The sequence below is a fragment of the Rhodoferax sp. MLSD5-FHT05B10 genome (genome assembly GCF_058793415.1).
In genome coordinates, this window is the sequence record NZ_JBXAFT010000002.1 from 299578 (window position 1) to 318813 (window position 19236).

Below are 19236 nucleotides of genomic sequence, written 5' to 3' on the forward strand. Positions count from 1 at the left end.
CATGACCACTTCACGTCGCGACTTTCTCAAGACTTCTGCCCTGGCCAGCGGAGGCCTGCTGATGGGCATTGCCCTGCCGGGCGCCCTGCAGGCCGCCGGCAGCGCGGTTTACGCACCCAATGCCTGGGTGCATATTGCCGAGGACAACACCATCACGCTGCTCTCGGCGCGTTCCGAAATGGGGCAGGGCGTGTACACCTCCATGCCGATGCTGATCGCCGAAGAGCTCAACGTCGACATCAAGGCCATCAAGGTGGAAATTGCACCGGCCAACGGCAAGCTCTACGGCAACCCCTTGCTGGGCGGCCCGCAGCTCACCGGGGGCTCCACCTCGGTGCGCGATGGCTGGGAGAAGCTGCGCGTGGGCGGCGCGCAGGTGCGCGAGATGCTGATCAGCGCCGCCGCCGCGCGCTGGAAGGTGGACCGCAGCGAGATCAAGGCCGTCAACGGCATGGTCCTGGGTCCCAAAGGCAAGAAGGCCACCTACGGCGCCCTGGCGGCCGATGCCTCCAAGCTGCCGGTGCCCGAGAAAGTGGCCATCAAGGACCCCAAGGACTTCCGCATCGTGGGCAAGCGCACCCGGCGCCTGGACACGCCGGCCAAGGTCAACGGCACGGCGCAGTTCGGCATCGACGTCAAGCTGCCCGGCATGGTCTACGCCGCGCTGGAGCAGTGTCCGGTGATCGGTGGCAAGGTCAAGTCGTTTGACGCCACCCGCGCGCAGTCCATGCCCGGTGTCGTGAGCGTGGTGGAGATTCCCGACGGTGTGGCCGTGGTGGCCGACAGCTGGTGGCGCGCCAACATGGCGCGCAAGACGCTGGTGGTGAACTGGGACGAGGGCCCCGGCGCTGCGCTCAACGAGAAAAACATGCTCGAAGGCATTCGCGCCGCGTCCAAGACCGGCAAGGCCCTGCCGCTCAAGGCGGTGGGAGATGCCGATGCCGTCATTGCGGCAGCGCCCAAGGTCATCCGCGCCGAGTACGTGAGCCAGCTGCTGTCGCACTCGCCGCTGGAGCCCATGAATTTCACCGCCGATTTCCGCAACGGGAAGATGCGGCTGATCGGCCCCACGCAGTGGCAGGACGGCGCCCAGGGCACGGTGGCCGCGGCGGTGGGGCTCAAGCCCGAAGACGTGACCGTTGAGACCACCTTTCTGGGCGGTGGCTTTGGCCGCCGCATCGACCTCGACTTCATCGTCCAGGCGGCGCAGATTTCCAAGGCCGTGGGCAAGCCCGTCAAGCTGGTGTGGTCGCGCGAGGACGATATGACGCACGACTTCTACCGGCCCCAGGCGGTCAACACGCTGGCCGCCGCCGTGGGGGCCGATGGCAAACCCACCGCCATGACCTACCGCCTGACTTCGCAGTCGGTGACCGGGCGCGTCTTCGGCCTGCCGGCCGAGGTGCAGGACCCGCTGATGATCGAGGCCGCGGTGGCGCGCTACGACATTCCCGCCACCAAGCACGACATCGTCAAGCACGATGCCGGCCTGCGGGTGGGCTACTGGCGCTCGGTGAGCCACGCGCTCAATGCCTTTGCCAACGAGAGCTTCATCGACGAGCTGGCCACGGCGGCCGGCACCGACCCCTACGCGTACCGCATGAGCATGCTGGGCAACCAGCCCCGCATTGCCAACGTGCTCAAGCTGGCGGCGGAAAAGGCCGGCTGGGGCAAGCCGCTGGCGGCCGGGCACGCGCGCGGCATCGCCATCATGGAAGGCTACGACACCTACATGGCGCAGGTGGCCGAGATCAGCCTGGAGGGCAGCGGCGTCAAGGTCCACCGCGTGACGGTGGCGGCCGACGTGGGCCGCATGGTCAACCCCGATACGGTGGAGGCCCAGATCCAGTCCAGCGTGGTGTTCGGCATGGGGGCGGCCATCCTGCAGGAAATCACCCTGGACAAGGGGCGCGTGCAGCAGACCAACTTCCACCAGTTCCAACTGGTGCGCATGCGCGACACGCCGCAGATCGACATCATTCTGGTCGACAGCACCGAGAACCCGGGCGGCGTGGGCGAGCCGGCCACCGCCCTGGTGGCCCCGGCCATTGCCAATGCCGTGGCCACGCTGACCGGCAAGCGCGTGCGCAAGCTGCCCATCACGGGCGATGCCATCAAACAGGCCTGACGCCGGCGAACGCGAGAACCGCAATGGAAAGCCTTGACCTTCGGGTGCTGGCCGATGCCCTGGCCTGGAAGCAGGCCGGGCACGCCGTCAGCCTGGTGACGGTGGTGGAGACCTGGGGCAGTGCGCCGCGTCCGCCCGGTGCACTGCTGGCCGTGCGCGGCGACGGCATGGTGAGCGGCTCGGTGTCCGGCGGCTGCGTGGAGGACGACCTGATCGCCCGCACGAAAGCGACGATGCAGCAGGCCGCCACAGACCCGCGCAGCGAGCCGGCGACCGGCAAGCCGGCCATGCTGGCCTACGGTGTTTCCAAGGAGGAGGCGGCCCGTTTCGGCCTGCCGTGCGGCGGCACCCTGCGCCTGGTGCAGGAGCCGTTGCGCGATACCACCTGGGTGCAAGCTGTGCTGGAGCGCACTGCGGCGCACCAACTGGTGGCGCGCACCCTGACGCTGGCCAGCGGCGCCGTCACCCTGCACGATGCGGTGCGGGGGCAGGCCATGCATTTTGATGGCTCCACTTTGACGACCCTGTTTGGCCCGCGCTGGCGGCTGCTGTTGATTGGGGCCGGACAGCTGTCGCAGGCCGTGGCGGCCATGGCCACGGCGCTGGACTTCGAGGTGCTGGTGTGCGACCCGCGCGAGGAGTACGCTTTTACCCTGGCGGGCCACGGTGCGCCAGGCGTGCAGCGTGTGGAAGGCATGCCCGACGACGTGGTGCGGGAGCTGCAGGCCGATGCCCACACCGCCATCGTTGCACTTACCCACGACCCCAAGCTCGACGACATGGCGCTGCTGGAGGCGCTGACCTCGGACGCGTTCTACGTGGGGGCCCTGGGCTCGCAGCGCAACCAGGACGCGCGCAAGAAACGGCTGGCCGAGCATTTCAATTTGTCGGCTGCGCAACTGGACCGCCTGCACGGACCGGTGGGGCTGCGCTTGGGCGCCCGCACGCCGGCCGAGATTGCAGTCTCCATCGTGGCGCAGATCGTCCAGGTCAAGAACCGGGTGGCGGCGGTGCCGGAGGTCCCTAGCCGGTCCGCTTGCGCCTTGGCCTGAGCCGGAGCCAGGGGAATCAGTCATGACGGACGCGCACGACCTGCCGGTTGTCCTAGTGCTGGCCTCCGGGCGAGGCGAACGGTTTCAGGCATCCGGCGGCCAGACCCACAAGCTGCAGGCCGATCTGGCCGGGCGCACGGTGTTGCAGCGCACGCTGGACGCGGTGCAAGCCAGTGGCCTGCGCTGGCACCTGGAAGAGGCCGGCCACCCCGGCATGGGCGACTCCATTGCCGCCGCCGTGCGGGCCACGTGGGACGCTCCGGGGTGGATGGTGCTACCGGCCGACCTGCCCCTGATTGCGCCGCAGACGCTGCTGCAGATCGCCTGTGCGCCACTGGCCACCGAGGTGCTTCTGCCGCTGTACGGCGGCCAGCGCGGTCACCCGGTGCGCTTTACCCGCACCTGTGGCGAGGCACTGGCTAATTTGCAGGGAAATCAGGGCGCAGCCCCCGTGGTATCTGCGCACACAGCTACAAAATTCATAGTAACGGACCCTGGCTGCGTGGAAGATATTGATACGGTGGACGACCTGGTCCGGGTTCGTTCGCTCTGGAACGCCCGGCTGGCCTGACGGCGGGGCAGATCGCTTTGTACCCCGTTGGTAACCGGGGGCATTCCCAGCTTGGGGTTTCCCAGTTACCATCCAGGATGTAATTTTGTTACATAGCATCATGTCCAATCTGTCCCCCCTCCATCCGGTCGTGGAAGCGGTCACCCGCCGCATCCGCGAGCGCAGTGCTCCCGCCCGCAGTGCCTACCTGGCCCGTCTGGACGCCGCCGCCGCGCGCCCACCCGGCGCGCAGCGCATGGGGTGCGCCAACGTGGCCCATGCCTTTGCGGCCATGCCCGATGGCGACAAGGCCCGCGCCACGTCCATCGACAAGTTCCAGGTGGTGGTGGAGCGCGGTGCCAACATCGGCATCGTCACGGCCTACAACGACATGCTCTCGGCCCACGCGCCGCTGCAGACCTACCCCGACCTCATCAAGACCGAGGCCCGCCGCCTGGGCGCCACGGCGCAGGTGGCCGGCGGCGTGCCCGCCATGTGCGATGGTGTGACCCAGGGCACGGCCGGCATGGAGCTGAGCCTGTTCTCCCGCGACACCATCGCCATGGGCACCGCCATCGCCCTGAGCCACGACGTGTTCGACGCGGCGCTGATGCTGGGCGTGTGCGACAAGATCGTGCCCGGCCTGCTGATTGGCGCGCTGCACTTCGGCCACCTGCCCACCGTGTTCGTGCCGGCGGGGCCCATGACCTCGGGCCTGTCCAACAGCGAGAAAAGCAAGGTGCGCGAACAGGCGGCGCAGGGGCTGGTCGGGCGCGCCGAGCTGCTGGCGGCCGAGTCGGCCGCCTACCACGCCCCGGGGACCTGCACTTTCTACGGCACCGCCAACAGTAACCAGATGCTGCTGGAGGCCATGGGCCTGCATGTGCCGGGTACCGCCTTCATCAACCCCGGTGCCGAGGTGCGCGACGAACTCACGCGCGAAGCGGTGCGTACGGTGCTGGACATCACCAAGGCGAAGCGCTTCGCGCCCATTGGCCGGGTGGTGGACGAGCGCAGCATCGTCAATGCCATGGTGGCCTTGCTGGCCACCGGCGGCTCCACCAACCACCTGATCCACTGGGTGGCGGTGGCGCGCGCGGCGGGCATCACCATCGACTGGGACGATTTCTCGGCCCTGTCCGACGTGGTGCCGCTGCTGACCCATGTCTACCCCAACGGCACTGCCGACGTGAACCAGTTCCAGGCCGCCGGCGGCCCGGGCTTCGTGATCCGCGAGCTGCTGGACGCCGGTTTCCTGCACCCCGACGTGCTGACCGTGCGTGCCGGCGGCCTGCGCGAATACACCGCCATTCCCGACGCGCACCCCGAAAACGGCGTGCTGCACTGGCACGACGCCGGCGCCAGCCAGGACCTGTCCGTGGTGCGCCCGGTCAGTGCCCCGTTCAGCGTCCACGGCGGCCTCAAGCTCCTGCAGGGCAACCTGGGGCGCAGCGTGATCAAGGTGTCTGCCGTGCCCGACGATCGCCACGTGATCGAAGCCCCGTGCCGCGTGTTCGATTCGCAGGAGGCCCTGCACCACGCCTTCAACGCCAACGAGCTCAACCAGGACGTGATTTGCGTGGTGCGCTGGCAGGGCCCGCAAGCCAATGGCATGCCCGAGCTGCACAAGCTGACGCCACCGCTGGCTGTGCTGCAGGGCAAGGGCTACCGGGTGGCCCTGGTCACCGACGGCCGCATGAGTGGCGCGTCGGGCAAGGTGCCGGCGGCCATCCATGTCTCGCCCGAGGCGGCAGCCGGCGGCCCGCTGGCCAAGGTGCGCAGCGGCGACCGCATCCGCCTGGATGCCGATGCCGGCACGCTGCAGGTGCTGGTCGATGCCGCCGAGTGGGACGCGCGCCTGCTGTCGCCCATGCCCGATGCGCTGCGCGTGTCCAACGGCCTGGGTATGGGGCGTGAACTGTTTGCCAACATGCGCCGCAACGCGCTGACCGCGGAAGAAGGAGCATGCACGTGGCTGTAAATACACCGCTGTCCGCTCTGCAGGTCATGCAGGACGCCCCCGTCATTCCCGTCATCGTGCTCAGCGACGTGGCCCACGCCGTGCCCTTGGCGCGCGCGCTGGTGGCCGGCGGCATCCGCATGCTGGAGGTGACGCTGCGCACGCCGCAGGCGTTGGCCTGCATGCAGGCCATTGCCCGCGAGGTGCCCGAGGCCGTGGTGGGCGCGGGCACCGTGCGTTCCCCGGCCGATGCCCAGGCCGCCGCCCGAGCCGGCGCCCGCTTTGCGGTGAGCCCCGGCTACACCCGTACGGTGGGGCAGGCCTGCCGCGATGCGGGCCTGGCCCTGCTGCCCGGCGTGGCCACGGGCAGCGAAATCATGCAGGCGCTGGAAGACGGTTTTACCGAACTGAAATTCTTCCCGGCCCTGCAGGCCGGCGGCCCCGCCATGCTCAAGGCCTGGGGCGGTCCCTTCTTCGATGTGCGCTTCTGCCCCACGGGCGGAGTGACCCTGCAGAACGCTCCCGAGTTTCTGGCGCTGCCCAACGTGGTGTGCGTAGGCGGCTCCTGGCTGGTGCCGGCCGATGCGCTGGTTAAGGGAGAATGGGGCAAGATCACCCAACTGGCCAAGGACACGCAGGCTTTGCGCAAGTAAGCGGCACTGGGATCTGCGCGGCTTTTTGGCTATGGTGGCTGAAGAACAGTGCGATGCGTGGACAGCGGGGCATAGGCGTTCCGGCGTCGTTTGCCACGGGGTGTGGCCTTGATACTCGATCAATTACTGGGGATGTTTCTTATGAAGCTTTCTACTCTGTTGTTGCTTCTCGTTTTGGCGGCCATCGCTGCCTTCTCTGCGCTCAATTGGAATGTTTTCATTACGCCGACCGACCTGTCGCTTGGCTTTACTACCGCCCGGATTCCATTGGGGCTTGCCATGCTTGGGCTGCTAATTTTTGTTACGGTCCTTTTCCTCGTTTTTGTGGTCTACCTGCAGACTTCGGCCCTTCTTGAAACCCGTCGGCAGTCGCGTGAATTGAAGGCGAGCCGAGAGCTTGCAGACCAGGCAGAAGCATCCCGTTTCAGCGAATTGCGCAGCCTCATAGAGGCAGAGTTGTTGAAGCTGGCAAACCTGCATGCGAAGTCCCATTCCGAAGAGGAGGCAAGAACGGAACGACTCGAAAGTAATCTTCGCACGGCTATAGAGCAGTCAGGAAACACGCTCGCAGCGTATATAGGCGAGTTGGAAGATCGCCTTGACAAGTCAAAGACGCCACCTTCCGCGGGCTGATCTACCGATGTCGTCAGGCTAGCGCAGCCCGGTACCTTCGGCGTTTCCGGCGCGCTGGATCAGTTCGATCTTGTAGCCATCCGGATCGGTCACAAAGGCAATGACGGTGCTGCCGCCCTGGACGGGGCCGGCCTCTCGCGTCACGTTGCCGCCGGCGGCCTTGATCTTGGCGCAGGCGGCGTAGGCATCAGGCACGCCCAGGGCGATGTGGCCGTAGGCGGTGCCCAGCTCGTAGTGTTCCACGCCCCAGTTGTAGGTGAGCTCGATCTCCGCCTGGCCGGGGTTGCCGCCATCAAACCCGAGGAAGGCCAGCGAGTATTTGTACTCGGGGTTTTCGGATTGGCGCAGCAGCTGCATGCCCAGGATCTGGGTGTAGAAGTTGATGGAGCGTTGCAGATTGCCGACGCGCAGCATGGTGTGGAGAAGTCGCATGGTCAGGAGCGGTGTGGGTTGAAAGGAATCACGTGCCGGCCCTGATTGTGGCGTCAAACCGGCGGATCAGCCCTTGGGCAGTTCAAACACCAGGCAGGTGGTGGTGGCATGGGCGTACAGCGTGCCGTCCGGACCAAACAGGCGCGCCTCGGCGGTGGCCAGCTGCCGCCCGCAGTGCACGACCTTACCTTCGGCCCGCACGCGCGGCGCCTTGGGGCCTATGGCCTTGACCAGGTTCACACCCAGTTCGGCCGTGGTGTAGCCGCGCCCCGGCGGCATCAGGGTGTGAATGGCACAGCCCAGCGCCGAGTCCAGCAGCGTGGCATACCAGCCACCGTGGATACCCCCCATGGGATTGAGGTGCGCCGGGCCAGGCGTGCCCTGGAATACGGCGCGGCCTGCGTCCACCTCCACGATGGTGAAGTCCAGCGTCTTGGCAATGGCGGCGTAGGGAATGTCGCCGCGCAGCATGGCCTGCATCACTTCCAGGCCGGTCATGCCGGCAATCTGGTCCGGGCGCGCCACGCCAGGGCCGGGGCCGCGCTCCAGCGCCGCCAGAACGGCCTGTTCCTCGGCTAGCCAGGCGTCGAGTAGGTTGGGGGTGCTCATGGGGTGTCCTTTCAGCGAATGGTGCAATTAACTTGCATATGCAACAATTGTAGCTACAATGAAACCATGCGCAATGTCACCACCGTTACAGAACGGGCCGCCACGCCCGTGGCACCCAAACCCCAAGGCTGCACCAACCTGCAGCTGCGCCAGCTCACGCGCCGCGTGTCGCAGCGCTATGACTTGGAGATGGCGCAAATTGGTCTGAAGACCACCCAGTATTCGCTGCTGTCCTACGTCGTCAAGCTGGGCCCGATTCGCCCCCTGGATCTGGCTCAGGCCATGGAACTGGAGCCCTCCACGCTGACGCGCAACCTCAAACCCCTGGTGGATGCCGGCTGGGTCGAGATGACGGCCGGGGTGGACGGCCGCAGCCGCCTGGTCTGCGCCACCGCGGCCGGGCGCGAGAAACGCAGCCAGGCGCAGCGCCACTGGAAGGCGGCCCAGGAGCACCTGAACCAGACGCTGGGCCTGGAGCGGGTGCAGGCCCTGCACGCGTTGATCCAGGAGTCGCTGGCCTTGCTGGCCTCAAACGAAACGGATGCCGGAGCCGACCATGATTGATGCAACCCCCTCTCTGCCATCGCGCAAGCAACAGGCCGTCTGGCTGGTGCTGCTGGCCGCTGCCGCCACCTTTGCACTGACCATGGGCACGCGCCAGACGATGGGCCTGTTCTTGAGCGCGCTGAACACATCGACCGGGCTGGGCGTGGGCAGCATCAGCCTGGCCTTTGCCTTCGGCCAACTCTGGTGGGGTCTGACCCAGCCGTTTGCCGGCGCCTTTGCCGACCGGGTGGGTGCGGGGCGCGTGCTGTTCATTGGTGTGACGTTGGTGGCCATCGGCACCTTCATCACCCCGTTCATGACCAGCACGGCGGGACTGATCTTTGCCATTGGCGTTCTCGCAGCGGGCGGCGCCGGCATGGCAGGGCCTGCGGTGCTGATGGCGGCCACGGCGCGGCTGATCCCGGCGGACAAGCGCGGCATGGCCACCGGCATCATCAATGCGGGCGGCTCGTTCGGCCAGTTCATGATGGCGCCGGTGGCTGGCGCGTTGATGGTGGGCGTGGGTTGGGCCTCGGCCATGCAGGTGCTGGGGCTGTTGGTATTGCTGGCCTTGCCGGCGGCGTTCTTCCTGAAGGGCGGCTCTCAGCATGCTGGTACGGTGCACCAGCCGCCGGTGGGGACCCGCGAGGCGATTCGTCAGGCCTTGCACACGCCCAGCTTTTTGATGTTGGCAGGTGGCTTTTTCGTCTGTGGCTTCCATGTGGCGTTTCTGGCCACCCACCTGCCCGGCGTGGTGGCGCAGTGCGGCTTGCCCACCAAATGGGGTGCCTGGGCGCTGGCCATGCTGGGCCTGTTCAACATCGTCGGCAGCGTAGCCATGGGCTGGGCCGTGGGGCGCTGGCGCATGAAATCGCTGCTGTCGCTGGTGTATGGCGCACGCGCGTTGGCGGTGCTGGTGTTCCTGCTGGCGCCCAAGACCGGGCCGGTGGTGCTGGTGTTTGCCGCCGTCATGGGGCTTACTTTTTTGTCCACCGTGCCGCCGACCGCCGGGTTGGTGGCCAAGTTCTTTGGCGTGGGCAATATGGCCACGCTGTTTGGGGTGGTCATGTTGACCCACCAGATCGGCGGCTTTCTCGGTGCCTTCCTGGGCGGCAAGGTGCTGGATTGGACCGGCAGCTACGACTGGGTCTGGTATGCCGACATTGCGCTGGCCGTCGGCGCGGCGCTGATCCATCTGCCGATTCGCGAGGCGCCGCTGGTGCGGGTGGTGGTGCCGCAGCCGGCCTGAGCCATTGGGGATAATTCGGGCATCCCAATACTGAGCCCGCCATGACTGCATTCACCAAAGTTGTTTTGTTCACCGATACCGACGGCCGCGCGCGGTTCCGCGAGGAAGCCGTGCCGCTGGAGCAGGGCAATCCGCAGTCGCTGTTGTCGGAGTTGTTTGCGTCCGGGGGCTACCAGTTGCGCCACAGCCCGGTGGGCTTTCGCAGCCAGTTCCACTGCTCGGGCCACACCCAGTGGTGTTTCATTCTCGGCGGGCAGATGGAGATTGGCCTGCAGGGCGGCGTCTCGCGCATTTTCAAGCCCGGTGAGCATTTCTACAGTGCAGACTTGTTGCCTGAAGGGGCCACGTTCGACCCGGCCATCCATGGCCACTGGAGCCGTCAGGTGGGGCCGGACCCGCTGGTGACGCTGTTCGTGCGCGGCTAGCGCCGCATGCGGCTCAGGCCGGCTGCATGGCGCCGGACAGCAGCCGCTGGACGCCGGGTTGGCCTACTTTGACGGCGTGGACCAGCGCACGTGCCACATCGCCGGCCTGGATGGAGCGGTAGTTGGCAGGAATCACCGGTTTGAGCCAGCGTGTCAGCACCAGGGCGATGCGTTCGCCGTTGCGTACCGGCTGGTCCAGCGCCTCGCGGTGCCCCGCCAGCATGGAGGGGCGTGCGATCACCAGGCTGTCAAAACCGATGGAAGCCAGCGCGGTTTCCATCTCGCCCTTGACACGGTTGTAGAAAACAGGGGAGCGTGCGTCGGCGCCCATGGCGCTGATCACTCCTAATTTGGTAGCGCCCTGCGCATGTGCTGCGCGGGCCAGTGCCACAACGGCATCAAAATCCACGGCACGAAAGGCCGCCTGGCTGCCGGCCACTTTGATGGTGGTGCCCAGGGCAATGAAGCAGTCATCCACGTGGGGCAAGGCCGCCAGGGCCTTGAAATCCACCACGTGCTGGACCAGTTTGGGGTGCTGCAGTGGCAGCGTGCGCCGGCCCACGCAGTGGACCGACGTGTAGGCTTTATCGGCTAAAAGGGCCGCGAGGATTTCCCGACCCACGAGTCCCGTTGCCCCCGCCACCATAGCCACCCGAGCGTGATCCGCCATTGCCGCCTCCGTTGCTTGAACCACCACGATTGCCACCGCCGTAGCCGCGGCGCGCGCCGCGTTCAGCCATCATATCGACGCTGGTGCGCATCGGGTCGGGCTGGCCACCTGCCGCAGCGCGGGGGGCACGGGGCTCGCCCATGCCGCTGGCGAAACGGCCTTCGTGGCTGCGCGGCTGTGCGTCACCCTGGGGTGCGCGATCACGGTTGGGGCCGCGTCCGGCGCCTTGCGGGCCACGGGCGCCTTGGGGCCGGGGAGCTTGCTCGCCCCCGCGACCGCCGCCGCCCTGACCACCGTTGCCACGGGCGCCCTGACCGCCACGGCCACCGCCGCCGTTGCCGCGACCGGCACCCTGGCCGCCGCGCTCGCCTTGACCGGCCTTGTTTTCACGCACGCGCTGCAGCATCTCGGTGCGGGCGGCCTTGGCGGCTGCCTGCATGACGTCGCGGCTGGGCGGTTTGCCTGCGCCGCCCCAGATGGTCTGGCGGCCCATGGCGATGGGTTCGGCGCGCTCACCCGCTTCGGGGCCAAAACCGTCCACGACGACGACCGGAATTTCTTGCTTGGTGAAGCGTTCGATGTCCTGCATGAAACCTTCTTCGTCCATGCACACCAGATTCACTGCCGCGCCGTCGGCACCGGCACGACCGGTGCGGCCGATGCGGTGCACATAGTCTTCGCTGACGTTGGGGATTTCGTAGTTGACGACGTGTGGCAGGTCGTCGATGTCGATGCCGCGCGCGGCAATGTCGGTGGCCACCAGGGCACGCACTTCGCCGCTCTTGAAGCCGGCCAGGGCCTGCGTGCGGGCGGCCTGGCTCTTGTTGCCGTGCAGAGCCATGGCGCTGATGCCGTTCTTGGTCAGGAATTCGGCCACGTTGTTGGCGCCAAACTTGGTGCGAGTGAACACCAGCACCTGGCTCCAGTTGTGCTCCTGGATGATGTGGGCCAGCAGGGCCTTTTTCTTGCCGCGGCCCACGGGGTGGATCACCTGCGTGATGCGCTGCACCGTGGTGTTGCGCGGCGTGACCTGCACGCTTTGCGGGTTCTTCAGCAGGCTGTTGGCCAGATCGCGGATTTCATCGCTGAAGGTGGCCGAGAACAGCAGGCTCTGCTTGTCCTTGGGCACGGCGGCCAGCACCTTCTTCACGTCATGGATGAAGCCCATGTCCAGCATGCGGTCGGCTTCGTCGAGCACCAGCATCTGCACCTGGCCCAGGTCCAGCATACCTTGCTGCATCAGGTCCAGCAGGCGTCCGGGTGTGGCCACCAGGATGTCCACGCCCTTCTTGACCTTGGCGATTTGCGGGTTCATGCCCACGCCGCCAAACACCACGGTGCTGGAGAGTTGCAGGTACTTGCCGTAGGTCCGCACGGATTCTTCCACCTGGGCGGCGAGTTCGCGGGTGGGGGTCAGCACCAGGGCGCGGATGCCGGTGCCGCCAAATTTGTTCTGGGCGCCGGGGTTCAGGGAGAGGCGGTGCAGCATGGGCAGGGTGAAGGCTGCCGTCTTGCCGGTGCCGGTCTGGGCGCCGCCCAGCAGGTCATGGCCTTCCAGGACCAGCGGAATGGCCTGGGCCTGAATGGCGGTGGGGGTCTCGTAACCCTGCTCGCGCACGGCTTTCACAATGGCCGGGGCCAGGTTCAATTCTTCGAAGTTCATAGTGTGGCGCCCACCCAGGGCGCTAGGGATATCGGCCTGTCTGGGGGCTTGCGCCGCCAGTCAGTCAAAGGCAGATGGATGCAAAAGTGGGCAGAGATTGTCGGTCTTGCCCCCAGCAAGGTGCTGGAGTTGCGGGCAACTGACGCGCCGCAACAACCCATATTGTCGCACGACAGGCCCCAAACTGCAAAAAGCACCGGAATTGACGTCTTCGTGCAGCCTGCGGCTGGTAACAATATGTCAGGGGGCTGGTCAGCGTGGCAGGCAACGGGGAGAATGCAGCACGATGAAAAAGTTCATGTTGCGGCGTTTTGGTGTGGCCAACGAGCCCGGCACGTTCAAGCCGACCCTGCACGATTGCCTGGAGGCGGTTCTCCAGCAGAGCGACACCCTGGTGGACGACGTGCTGGCGGGCTTGCGCGCAACACTGCTGCCCACGCGCGGGAAAAGCCTGCGGGTGGAGCAGACCCCGGCGGCCAAAGCGGCCATTGAGCGGCTCGACGCCCATGCACAGGCCCTGAAGAAGAGCTTTGCCGCCGCCCTGCGCGCCGCGGTGTACGGGGGCGAGGCGTTCCGCAAGACGGAGCAGCCGCTGGTGCGCTTCGACGATTTCCAGTTTCTCGAAGAAGAGCAGATCGACGCCAACATCGAATTTGCACTGACGCAGCAGGAAATCCTGCTGGCGGTGGACGACGTGCTGCCGGCGCTCAATGCGCTGATCAGCAGCCTGCTGGGCTGGGTCACCGTGCAGCCCCACCTGAATCCGATCAAGCCGGAGTCCTTTGTGTATGCCCTGCGGGAAAGCCTGCAGGAGCATGTGGCCGATGACGCGGCCCGCGCCGCCCTGATGACGCCCGCAGCGGGCATGCTGGGCGTCAGCCTGCGCCAGCTCTACAAGGAAGTGTCCGAATGGCTGCGCACCCAGGGCGTGGAGCCGGTGGGCGGAGTGGGCAGCGGGGGCGCTGGTTTCGGCGTGCCGACCAAGCCGGCAGAAAACTCTGTGAGCCGCACCATGCTCACGCTGGACAAGTTGCGTCGCCTGCTCTCGGGCGAACTGGACGCCACACCGCTGGTGGCTGGCGTGAAGGACTTCATGCACACCGTGCCGGCCTCCTTTGTGGCGCTGGAAGACATGAAGCTGATGGAGCCCATGATCAAACGCCTGACCGCCCGCGCCAGCCAGGCGCCGGCGGCCAGCGACAAGGTGGTGCTGCTGGAACAGACCAAGAGCAAGAAGCTGGGGCGCGAGCTGGGGGAAGAGGTGGTGCGGCTGATGCTGGAGAACCTGCTGCAGGACCAGCGCCTGCTGCCACCGGTGCGCAAGGCGCTGAAGACGCTGGAGCCGGTGCTGATCAAGCTCTCGCAGTCGGACCCCCGGTTTTTCAGCGAACGCCAGCACCCGGCACGCCAGTTTCTGGACAAGCTCACCGGGCGCAGCCTGGCGTTTCCGTCGGAAAACGCGTCGGGTTATGCCCATTTCCAGAAAACGCTGGAGAACGCCGTCAACGTGCTGGCCTGGGGCGAGGGCGATGCAGCCGGTTTTGCGCGCGTCCTGCGCAAGCTCGAGGAGGGCTGGAGCCACGAGGAGCACGACCAGCGTCAGCGCGCCGAGGAAGCGGCCCGCGGGCTGCTGCGCGCCGAGCAGCGCAATTTGCTGGCCCAGCGGCTGGCGCAGGACTTCACCGAGCGCCTGCACAACAAGAGCGTGCCCGAGATCGTGGTCAATTTCCTGCGCGGCCCCTGGGCGCAGGTGGTGGCCCAGTCGCAGCTGCAGTGCGTGGACGGCACGGTGGACGCCGACGGCTACCTGGGCCTGGTGGACGACCTGATCTGGAGCGTGCAGCCGCGCCGGGCGCGGCGCAACCGCGCCCGCCTGATGCAGATGGTTCCGGGCATGCTGGTCAAGATGCGCCAGGGCCTGAGCCAGATTTCCTATCCGCCCGAGCGCATGGCGGTGTTCTTTGATGAGCTGATCACCTTCCACGAACAGGCGTTTGACAGCGCCCGTGCTGCGTCGGCTGCCGAGGGGGCCGCAGAGTCCGTGGCGGCGGAGGCGGACGCCGACGCGCAGGACAGCGTCGAACCCGGGTCGGATGACCTGTGGATGGCCGAAGACGAGGCCGTCGATTCGGGCTATCTGCACGGCACGCAAGAGCTGCTGCAGGACTACGCCGAGCCTGAGGAGCTGCCGGACGCGACAGGACAGGAGTCCTGGACGGTGCAAAGCCTGGGCACGGGTTCCTGGGTGGATCTCGCGCTGGCGGGCCAGTGGGTGCGCGCCCAGCTGACCTGGGCCAGCCCGCACCGCACCCTGTTCATGTTCACGTCTGCCGGCGGCATGTCGCATTCCATGTCCCGGCGCACCATGGAACGCCTGCGCGCCATGGGCCTGATCCGGCTGGTTTCCGACGGCCGGATCATGGAGCACGCCCTGGACGCGGTGGCCCTGGCGGCCCTGCGCAACGACCTGGAAAAAACGGGAGGGGGCGCGTAAATAGGGCCCGATCACCACCGTTTGGAGGTGCTGCAGTCGATAATGCTGCTTTTACGCTCCCAAAAAGTAACACCGTAATGGCCCAATACGTATTTTCCATGAACCACCTCGGCAAGATCGTGCCGCCGAAGAAGTTCATTCTCAAAGACATTTCCCTCAGCTTTTTTCCGGGCGCCAAGATTGGCGTGTTGGGCACCAACGGTTCCGGCAAGTCCACCCTGCTCAAGATCATGGCCGGCGTCGACAAGGAATTCGAGGGCGAGGCCCTGCCCATGCCGGGCCTGAATATCGGCTATCTGCCCCAGGAACCGCAGCTGGACCCCGAGCAGACCGTGCGTGAAGCCGTGGAAGCGGGCATGGGCGACGTGGTCAAGGCCAAGGCACGCCTGGAGGAAATCTACGCCGCCTACGCCGAGGAAGACGCCGATTTCGACGCGCTGGCCGAAGAGCAGGCCAAGATGGAAGCCATCATCGGCAGCGCCGGCACCGACTCCGAGCACCAGCTGGAAATCGCCGCAGACGCCTTGCGTCTGCCGCCGTGGGAGGCCAAGATCGGCCTGCTGTCCGGTGGTGAGAAACGCCGCGTGGCCTTGTGCCAGTTGCTGCTGTCCAAGCCCGACATGCTGTTGCTCGACGAACCCACCAACCACCTGGACGCCGAGTCCGTGGACTGGCTGGAGCAGTTCCTGCAGCGCTACCCCGGCACCGTGGTGGCCATCACCCACGACCGCTACTTCCTGGACAACGCCGCCGAGTGGATTCTGGAACTGGACCGCGGCTCCGGCATCCCCTACAAGGGCAACTACTCCGACTGGTTGATGCAGAAGCAGGCCCGTCTGGAAGCCGAGCAAAAGGGCGAGGAAGCACGCGCCAAGGCCCTGAAGAAAGAGCTGGAATGGTCGCGCCAGAACCCCAAGGCCCGCCAGGCCAAGAGCAAGGCCCGTCTGGCCCGCTTCGAGGAACTGAGCGATTACGAATACCAGAAGCGCAACGAAACCCAGGAAATCTTCATCCCCGTGGCCGAGCGCCTGGGGCATGAAGTCATCGAGTTCACCAACGTCACCAAGTCCTTTGGCGACCGCGTGCTGATCGACAACCTGAGCTTCAAGATTCCGGCCGGCGCCATCGTCGGCATCATCGGCCCCAACGGCGCCGGCAAGTCCACCCTGTTCAAGCTGATCGCCGGACGCGAGAAGCCCGATTCCGGCGAAGTCAAGATCGGCCAGACCGTGAAGATGGCCTTTGTCGACCAGAACCGCGACGACCTCTCCAACGACAAGACCGTGTGGGAAGACGTCTCCGGCGGCCTGGACATCCTCAACGTGGGCAAGTTCCAGATGGCCAGCCGCGCCTACTGCGGTCGTTTCAACTTCAACGGTGCCGATCAGCAGAAAAAGGTGGGCATGCTGTCCGGTGGTGAGCGCGGCCGTCTGCACCTGGCCAAGACCCTGATCGCCGGCGGCAACGTGCTGATGCTCGACGAACCCTCCAACGACCTGGACGTGGAAACCCTGCGCGCCCTGGAAGATGCCCTGCTGGAATTTGCGGGCTCCATCCTGGTCATCAGCCACGACCGCTGGTTCCTGGACCGTATTGCCACCCACATCCTGGCCTGCGAAGGCGACAGCCAGTGGACCTTCTTCGATGGCAACTACCAGGAGTACGAGGCCGACAAGAAGAAGCGCCTGGGCGAAGAGGGTGCCAAGCCCAAGCGCATGCGCTTCAAGGCGCTCAAGTAGCCACCCGCGGTCATCTTCCACACCATGCCCGCCTTCCCGCCTCCCGCTTCTGGTCCGAATCCGGCCTTGGTCCGGTCCGTCCTGGACGGGGCGGCCGCCGGCGGGTCGGCGTTGATGGGCAAGCTGGTTGCCGCGGCACGGACCACGCTGCGCTCCCGCGAGGTCGCCGCCCGCGACCTGCGCGAACGCGATGCGCTGGCGGCATCCGCCCAGTTGCTGCTGAGCCGGGAAGACGAGTTGCGCACCCTCTACGTACAGGCCTTGCGCACGGCGTTTGCCGACTCCGACCGGGGCCGGCAGGCCGAACCGGCCGCGGCCGGCACGGTGCAATTCGACCAGCTGGAGCTGATGGACGAGTGGCAGGTGCAGGAGAGCGTAACCGTGGCGCGTGCCCAGCAGGTCGCATCACTGGCCACCGATAGCAACCTGGCCGAACTCAACACCCTGGTTGCCAGTGCCCAGGGGCTCAAGACCGTGCGCCCCGAACGCAATCCCCTGCGCCCCGAGGTGTATGTCACCGCCCTGAAAGAAGTGCTGGGCCAGATGCCGGTCCCTGAGGCCACCCGGCTCAACTGGCTCGATTGCATGGGCGCGGCCCTGGGGCAGGAGCTGCGCAAGCTGTACGACGAGGTGTCTGCCCGCCTGCGGTTGGAAGGCGTGGTTGCCGCCGGGTATGCGGTGCTGCAAACCCCGAGCAGTGGTGCGGGCGGTGGTGGCGGTGGCGCGCAGGCGCCGTCGTTCACGGCCACAGACGTGGGGGCTGGTGCGCCAGCCACCGCGGCGGAGCCGACCCTGCAGCCGCTGGCCGGTGGTGCGGCGCCTCCTGCGCGCGCGCCGGCGGGCAACGGGGCCGTGCTGACGCTGGACCGGCTGCGCCGCCTGCTGGCTGGCGAACTGGACCAGCAGGCCGGCGGCGCTCGCGCCGTCGAGTCGTTCGCCCAGCGGTTCTCACGCGAGTTCGAGAGCGGCCCGGCCCACCGGGAAGCGCCGGAGACCGATTTCGATGCCACCATGCCGGCGGCACTGGAAGCCCTCCAGGAAATGAAACAGGTGGACCAGGTGGTCCAGCGTCTGGAACAGCGCCGCAGCGCGCCTGCCGCTGCCCGGGCCGCCCAGCAGGGTGCGCGCCCCCAGGCCAGTGGCGTGGCGCAGGCGCTGAGCCTGGAGGTGGTGGCTCTGATGGTGGACAACATCGCCCGGGATGCGCGGTTGCTGGCACCCATGCAGCGGCTGGTGCGCGAGCTGGAGCCCGCCCTGCTGCGCCTGGCGCTGGCGGACCCCCGCTTCTTTACCGACAAGCAGCACCCGGCGCGGGTGCTGCTGCAGGAGATGACCCACCGCAGCCTGGCCTATGCCTCGGAGCAGGCGCCCGGGTGCACCGAATTCATGCGCGCGTTGCAGCAGGCCGTGGCGCCGCTGGCGGGCGCCGAGATCGACAACGCCGAACCGTTTGAACAGGTCCTGGGCTCGTTGCGCAGCACCTGGGGCCGCCTGGCGCAGCGCGAGACACAGGCCCGCGACCGGGCGGTGGAAGTGTTGCAGCACGCCGAGCAGCGCAACGTGCTGGCCGAGAAGATCGGCCGTGAGATCGAGTCCCACGCCGACGCCTCGCGGGTGCCGCCGGTGGTGATCGACTTCCTGTGCGGCCCCTGGGCCCAGGTGGTGGCGCAGGCGCGCATGGCGGGTGCCGGTGGCGCCGCCGTGGCCAACAAATACCAGGCGCTGATTTCGGCCCTGCTGTGGAGCACCCACCCGGAGCTGACGCGCCAGAACACGGCCAAGCTGACCCGTCTGGTGCCGCTGCTGCTGGCCACGCTGCGCGAAGGGCTGGAGACCATCAGCTATCCCGTAACCAAGACCAGCGCGTTTCTGGAGGCCCTGATGGGCTTGCACCAGATGGCGTTCGAATCGGCGCGCAAGCCTGCCGGTGCGCCAGCGGCTGCGCCCGTGGTGGCGCCGGCACCGCTGCCCGCACGCGCGCATGGGGTGCAGGACGGCGACCCGTGGGTGGCGCCGGAGGAGGCGCGCACTTCCAATTTCATGGAGTTGCCGGACATGCCGCAGGCCTTGGCGGACGACGTTTCTGCCGCAGCCCCCTCGCTGGCTGCTGCCGAGGCCGATGCGCCAGAGCTGGCGCTGGGAACCTGGGTGGAGCTGCGCATCAACGGCCAGTGGATGCGCACGCAGCTCACCTGGACCAGCCCGCACGGCACGCTGTTCCTGTTCACCAGTGCCGTGGGGACGACCCAGTCCATGACGCGCCGCTCCCGCGACAAGCTGATGGCGGTGGGCAGCCTGCGCATCATCTCGGGCCAACCGGTGGTCGATGGCGCGCTAGACGCCGTGGCCCAGACGGCCATGCGCAACAGCATGGACATCACGCTGTAAATCAGATCGTTTTCGGGCTGCAACCCGCGCCGATACGGCGCAGAC

General features: G+C 66.9%; 16 protein-coding genes. 12 read left to right on the top strand and 4 right to left on the bottom strand.

Annotated elements, in window-relative coordinates; all coding sequences use genetic code 11:
- The first annotated feature begins 1 nt into the window (after position 1).
- The 6 genes from AC1Q5W_RS04080 (at position 2) to AC1Q5W_RS04105 (ending at position 6976) form a co-directional block, all read left to right on the top strand.
- Complete coding sequence (locus AC1Q5W_RS04080; protein WP_492643732.1) at positions 2-2128, top strand: xanthine dehydrogenase family protein molybdopterin-binding subunit; 2127 nt, start codon at positions 2-4, stop codon at positions 2126-2128.
- A gap of 23 nt (positions 2129-2151) precedes the next feature.
- Complete coding sequence (locus tag AC1Q5W_RS04085) at positions 2152-3180, top strand: XdhC family protein (protein WP_492643731.1); 1029 nt, start codon at positions 2152-2154, stop codon at positions 3178-3180.
- A 22-nt stretch (positions 3181-3202) separates the two neighbouring features.
- Positions 3203-3751 carry a nucleotidyltransferase family protein gene (locus tag AC1Q5W_RS04090; RefSeq protein ID WP_492643730.1) on the top strand — a complete coding sequence of 183 codons (549 nt, stop codon included), beginning with the start codon at positions 3203-3205 and terminating at the stop codon, positions 3749-3751.
- A gap of 100 nt (positions 3752-3851) precedes the next feature.
- Positions 3852-5711 (top strand): phosphogluconate dehydratase, encoded by a 1860-nt coding sequence (gene edd / locus AC1Q5W_RS04095; RefSeq protein WP_492643729.1) that lies wholly within the window; start codon positions 3852-3854, stop codon positions 5709-5711.
- Positions 5696-6343, top strand: a complete 648-nt coding sequence (gene eda / locus AC1Q5W_RS04100) for a bifunctional 4-hydroxy-2-oxoglutarate aldolase/2-dehydro-3-deoxy-phosphogluconate aldolase (RefSeq protein ID WP_492643728.1) — start codon at positions 5696-5698, stop codon at positions 6341-6343. The genes edd and eda overlap by 16 nt, the downstream gene beginning before the upstream one ends.
- Positions 6344-6484: 141 nt before the next feature.
- Entirely contained in the window at positions 6485-6976 is a 492-nt protein-coding gene (locus AC1Q5W_RS04105) for a LapA family protein (RefSeq protein WP_492643727.1), read from the top strand.
- 18 nt (positions 6977-6994) lie between these two features.
- Here AC1Q5W_RS04105 and gloA read toward each other — a convergent pair whose 3' ends face one another.
- Positions 6995-7408 (bottom strand): lactoylglutathione lyase, encoded by a 414-nt coding sequence (gene gloA / locus AC1Q5W_RS04110; protein WP_492643726.1) that lies wholly within the window; start codon positions 7406-7408, stop codon positions 6995-6997.
- Positions 7409-7474: 66 nt separating this feature from the next.
- Positions 7475-8017 (bottom strand): PaaI family thioesterase, encoded by a 543-nt coding sequence (locus AC1Q5W_RS04115; RefSeq protein ID WP_492643725.1) that lies wholly within the window; start codon positions 8015-8017, stop codon positions 7475-7477.
- Between the two features lie 66 nt (positions 8018-8083).
- Between AC1Q5W_RS04115 and AC1Q5W_RS04120 the strand changes: the two genes are divergently transcribed.
- From AC1Q5W_RS04120 to AC1Q5W_RS04130, 3 genes are read left to right on the top strand one after another with little or no spacing between them, the layout of a single operon-like run.
- Entirely contained in the window at positions 8084-8581 is a 498-nt protein-coding gene (locus AC1Q5W_RS04120) for a MarR family winged helix-turn-helix transcriptional regulator (protein ID WP_492643724.1), read from the top strand.
- A complete protein-coding gene (locus AC1Q5W_RS04125) occupies positions 8574-9812 on the top strand; it encodes an MFS transporter (protein WP_492643723.1) in 1239 nt (412 codons plus the stop codon). The genes AC1Q5W_RS04120 and AC1Q5W_RS04125 overlap by 8 nt, the downstream gene beginning before the upstream one ends.
- A gap of 41 nt (positions 9813-9853) precedes the next feature.
- Complete coding sequence (locus AC1Q5W_RS04130; protein WP_492643722.1) at positions 9854-10237, top strand: cupin domain-containing protein; 384 nt, start codon at positions 9854-9856, stop codon at positions 10235-10237.
- Positions 10238-10250: 13 nt separating this feature from the next.
- Here the strand turns inward: AC1Q5W_RS04130 and AC1Q5W_RS04135 are convergent, their stop codons facing one another.
- Both AC1Q5W_RS04135 and AC1Q5W_RS04140 read right to left on the bottom strand, forming a co-directional pair.
- Positions 10251-10907 carry a Rossmann-fold NAD(P)-binding domain-containing protein gene (locus AC1Q5W_RS04135; RefSeq protein WP_492704082.1) on the bottom strand — a complete coding sequence of 219 codons (657 nt, stop codon included), beginning with the start codon at positions 10905-10907 and terminating at the stop codon, positions 10251-10253.
- Positions 10822-12570, bottom strand: a complete 1749-nt coding sequence (locus tag AC1Q5W_RS04140) for a DEAD/DEAH box helicase (protein WP_492643720.1) — start codon at positions 12568-12570, stop codon at positions 10822-10824. Before AC1Q5W_RS04140 ends, AC1Q5W_RS04135 begins: the two co-directional genes overlap by 86 nt.
- A 286-nt stretch (positions 12571-12856) precedes the next feature.
- On the opposite strand from AC1Q5W_RS04140, the gene AC1Q5W_RS04145 reads away from it, so the two are divergent.
- The 3 genes from AC1Q5W_RS04145 to AC1Q5W_RS04155 all read left to right on the top strand — a co-directional run bounded on the left by AC1Q5W_RS04145 (position 12857) and on the right by AC1Q5W_RS04155 (position 19191).
- Positions 12857-15064 carry a DUF1631 family protein gene (locus AC1Q5W_RS04145; RefSeq protein ID WP_492643719.1) on the top strand — a complete coding sequence of 736 codons (2208 nt, stop codon included), beginning with the start codon at positions 12857-12859 and terminating at the stop codon, positions 15062-15064.
- Positions 15065-15141: 77 nt separating this feature from the next.
- Positions 15142-16803: an energy-dependent translational throttle protein EttA gene (ettA, locus tag AC1Q5W_RS04150; protein ID WP_492643718.1), complete on the top strand. Its 1662-nt coding sequence runs from the start codon at positions 15142-15144 to the stop codon at positions 16801-16803.
- 66 nt (positions 16804-16869) lie between these two features.
- On the top strand, positions 16870-19191 hold the full coding sequence (locus AC1Q5W_RS04155; RefSeq protein ID WP_492643717.1) for a DUF1631 family protein: 2322 nt from the start codon (positions 16870-16872) through the stop codon (positions 19189-19191).
- The last annotated feature ends 45 nt before the right edge of the window (positions 19192-19236 follow it).

Excerpts from the sequence above, each read along its gene's own strand:
- AC1Q5W_RS04145 (WP_492643719.1), top strand. The coding sequence starts at position 12,857 with ATGAAAAAGTTCATGTTGCGGCGTTTTGGTGTGGCCAACGAGCCCGGC.
- gloA (WP_492643726.1), bottom strand. The coding sequence starts at position 7,408 with ATGCGACTTCTCCACACCATGCTGCGCGTCGGCAATCTGCAACGCTCC.
- AC1Q5W_RS04135 (WP_492704082.1), bottom strand. The coding sequence starts at position 10,907 with ATGGCGGATCACGCTCGGGTGGCTATGGTGGCGGGGGCAACGGGACTC.
- AC1Q5W_RS04090 (WP_492643730.1), top strand. The coding sequence starts at position 3,203 with ATGACGGACGCGCACGACCTGCCGGTTGTCCTAGTGCTGGCCTCCGGG.
- AC1Q5W_RS04085 (WP_492643731.1), top strand. The coding sequence starts at position 2,152 with ATGGAAAGCCTTGACCTTCGGGTGCTGGCCGATGCCCTGGCCTGGAAG.
- AC1Q5W_RS04120 (WP_492643724.1), top strand. The coding sequence starts at position 8,084 with ATGCGCAATGTCACCACCGTTACAGAACGGGCCGCCACGCCCGTGGCA.
- AC1Q5W_RS04105 (WP_492643727.1), top strand. The coding sequence starts at position 6,485 with ATGAAGCTTTCTACTCTGTTGTTGCTTCTCGTTTTGGCGGCCATCGCT.
- AC1Q5W_RS04080 (WP_492643732.1), top strand. The coding sequence starts at position 2 with ATGACCACTTCACGTCGCGACTTTCTCAAGACTTCTGCCCTGGCCAGC.
- AC1Q5W_RS04140 (WP_492643720.1), bottom strand. The coding sequence starts at position 12,570 with ATGAACTTCGAAGAATTGAACCTGGCCCCGGCCATTGTGAAAGCCGTG.
- eda (WP_492643728.1), top strand. The coding sequence starts at position 5,696 with ATGCACGTGGCTGTAAATACACCGCTGTCCGCTCTGCAGGTCATGCAG.
- edd (WP_492643729.1), top strand. The coding sequence starts at position 3,852 with ATGTCCAATCTGTCCCCCCTCCATCCGGTCGTGGAAGCGGTCACCCGC.
- ettA (WP_492643718.1), top strand. The coding sequence starts at position 15,142 with ATGGCCCAATACGTATTTTCCATGAACCACCTCGGCAAGATCGTGCCG.
- AC1Q5W_RS04130 (WP_492643722.1), top strand. The coding sequence starts at position 9,854 with ATGACTGCATTCACCAAAGTTGTTTTGTTCACCGATACCGACGGCCGC.
- AC1Q5W_RS04115 (WP_492643725.1), bottom strand. The coding sequence starts at position 8,017 with ATGAGCACCCCCAACCTACTCGACGCCTGGCTAGCCGAGGAACAGGCC.
- AC1Q5W_RS04125 (WP_492643723.1), top strand. The coding sequence starts at position 8,574 with ATGATTGATGCAACCCCCTCTCTGCCATCGCGCAAGCAACAGGCCGTC.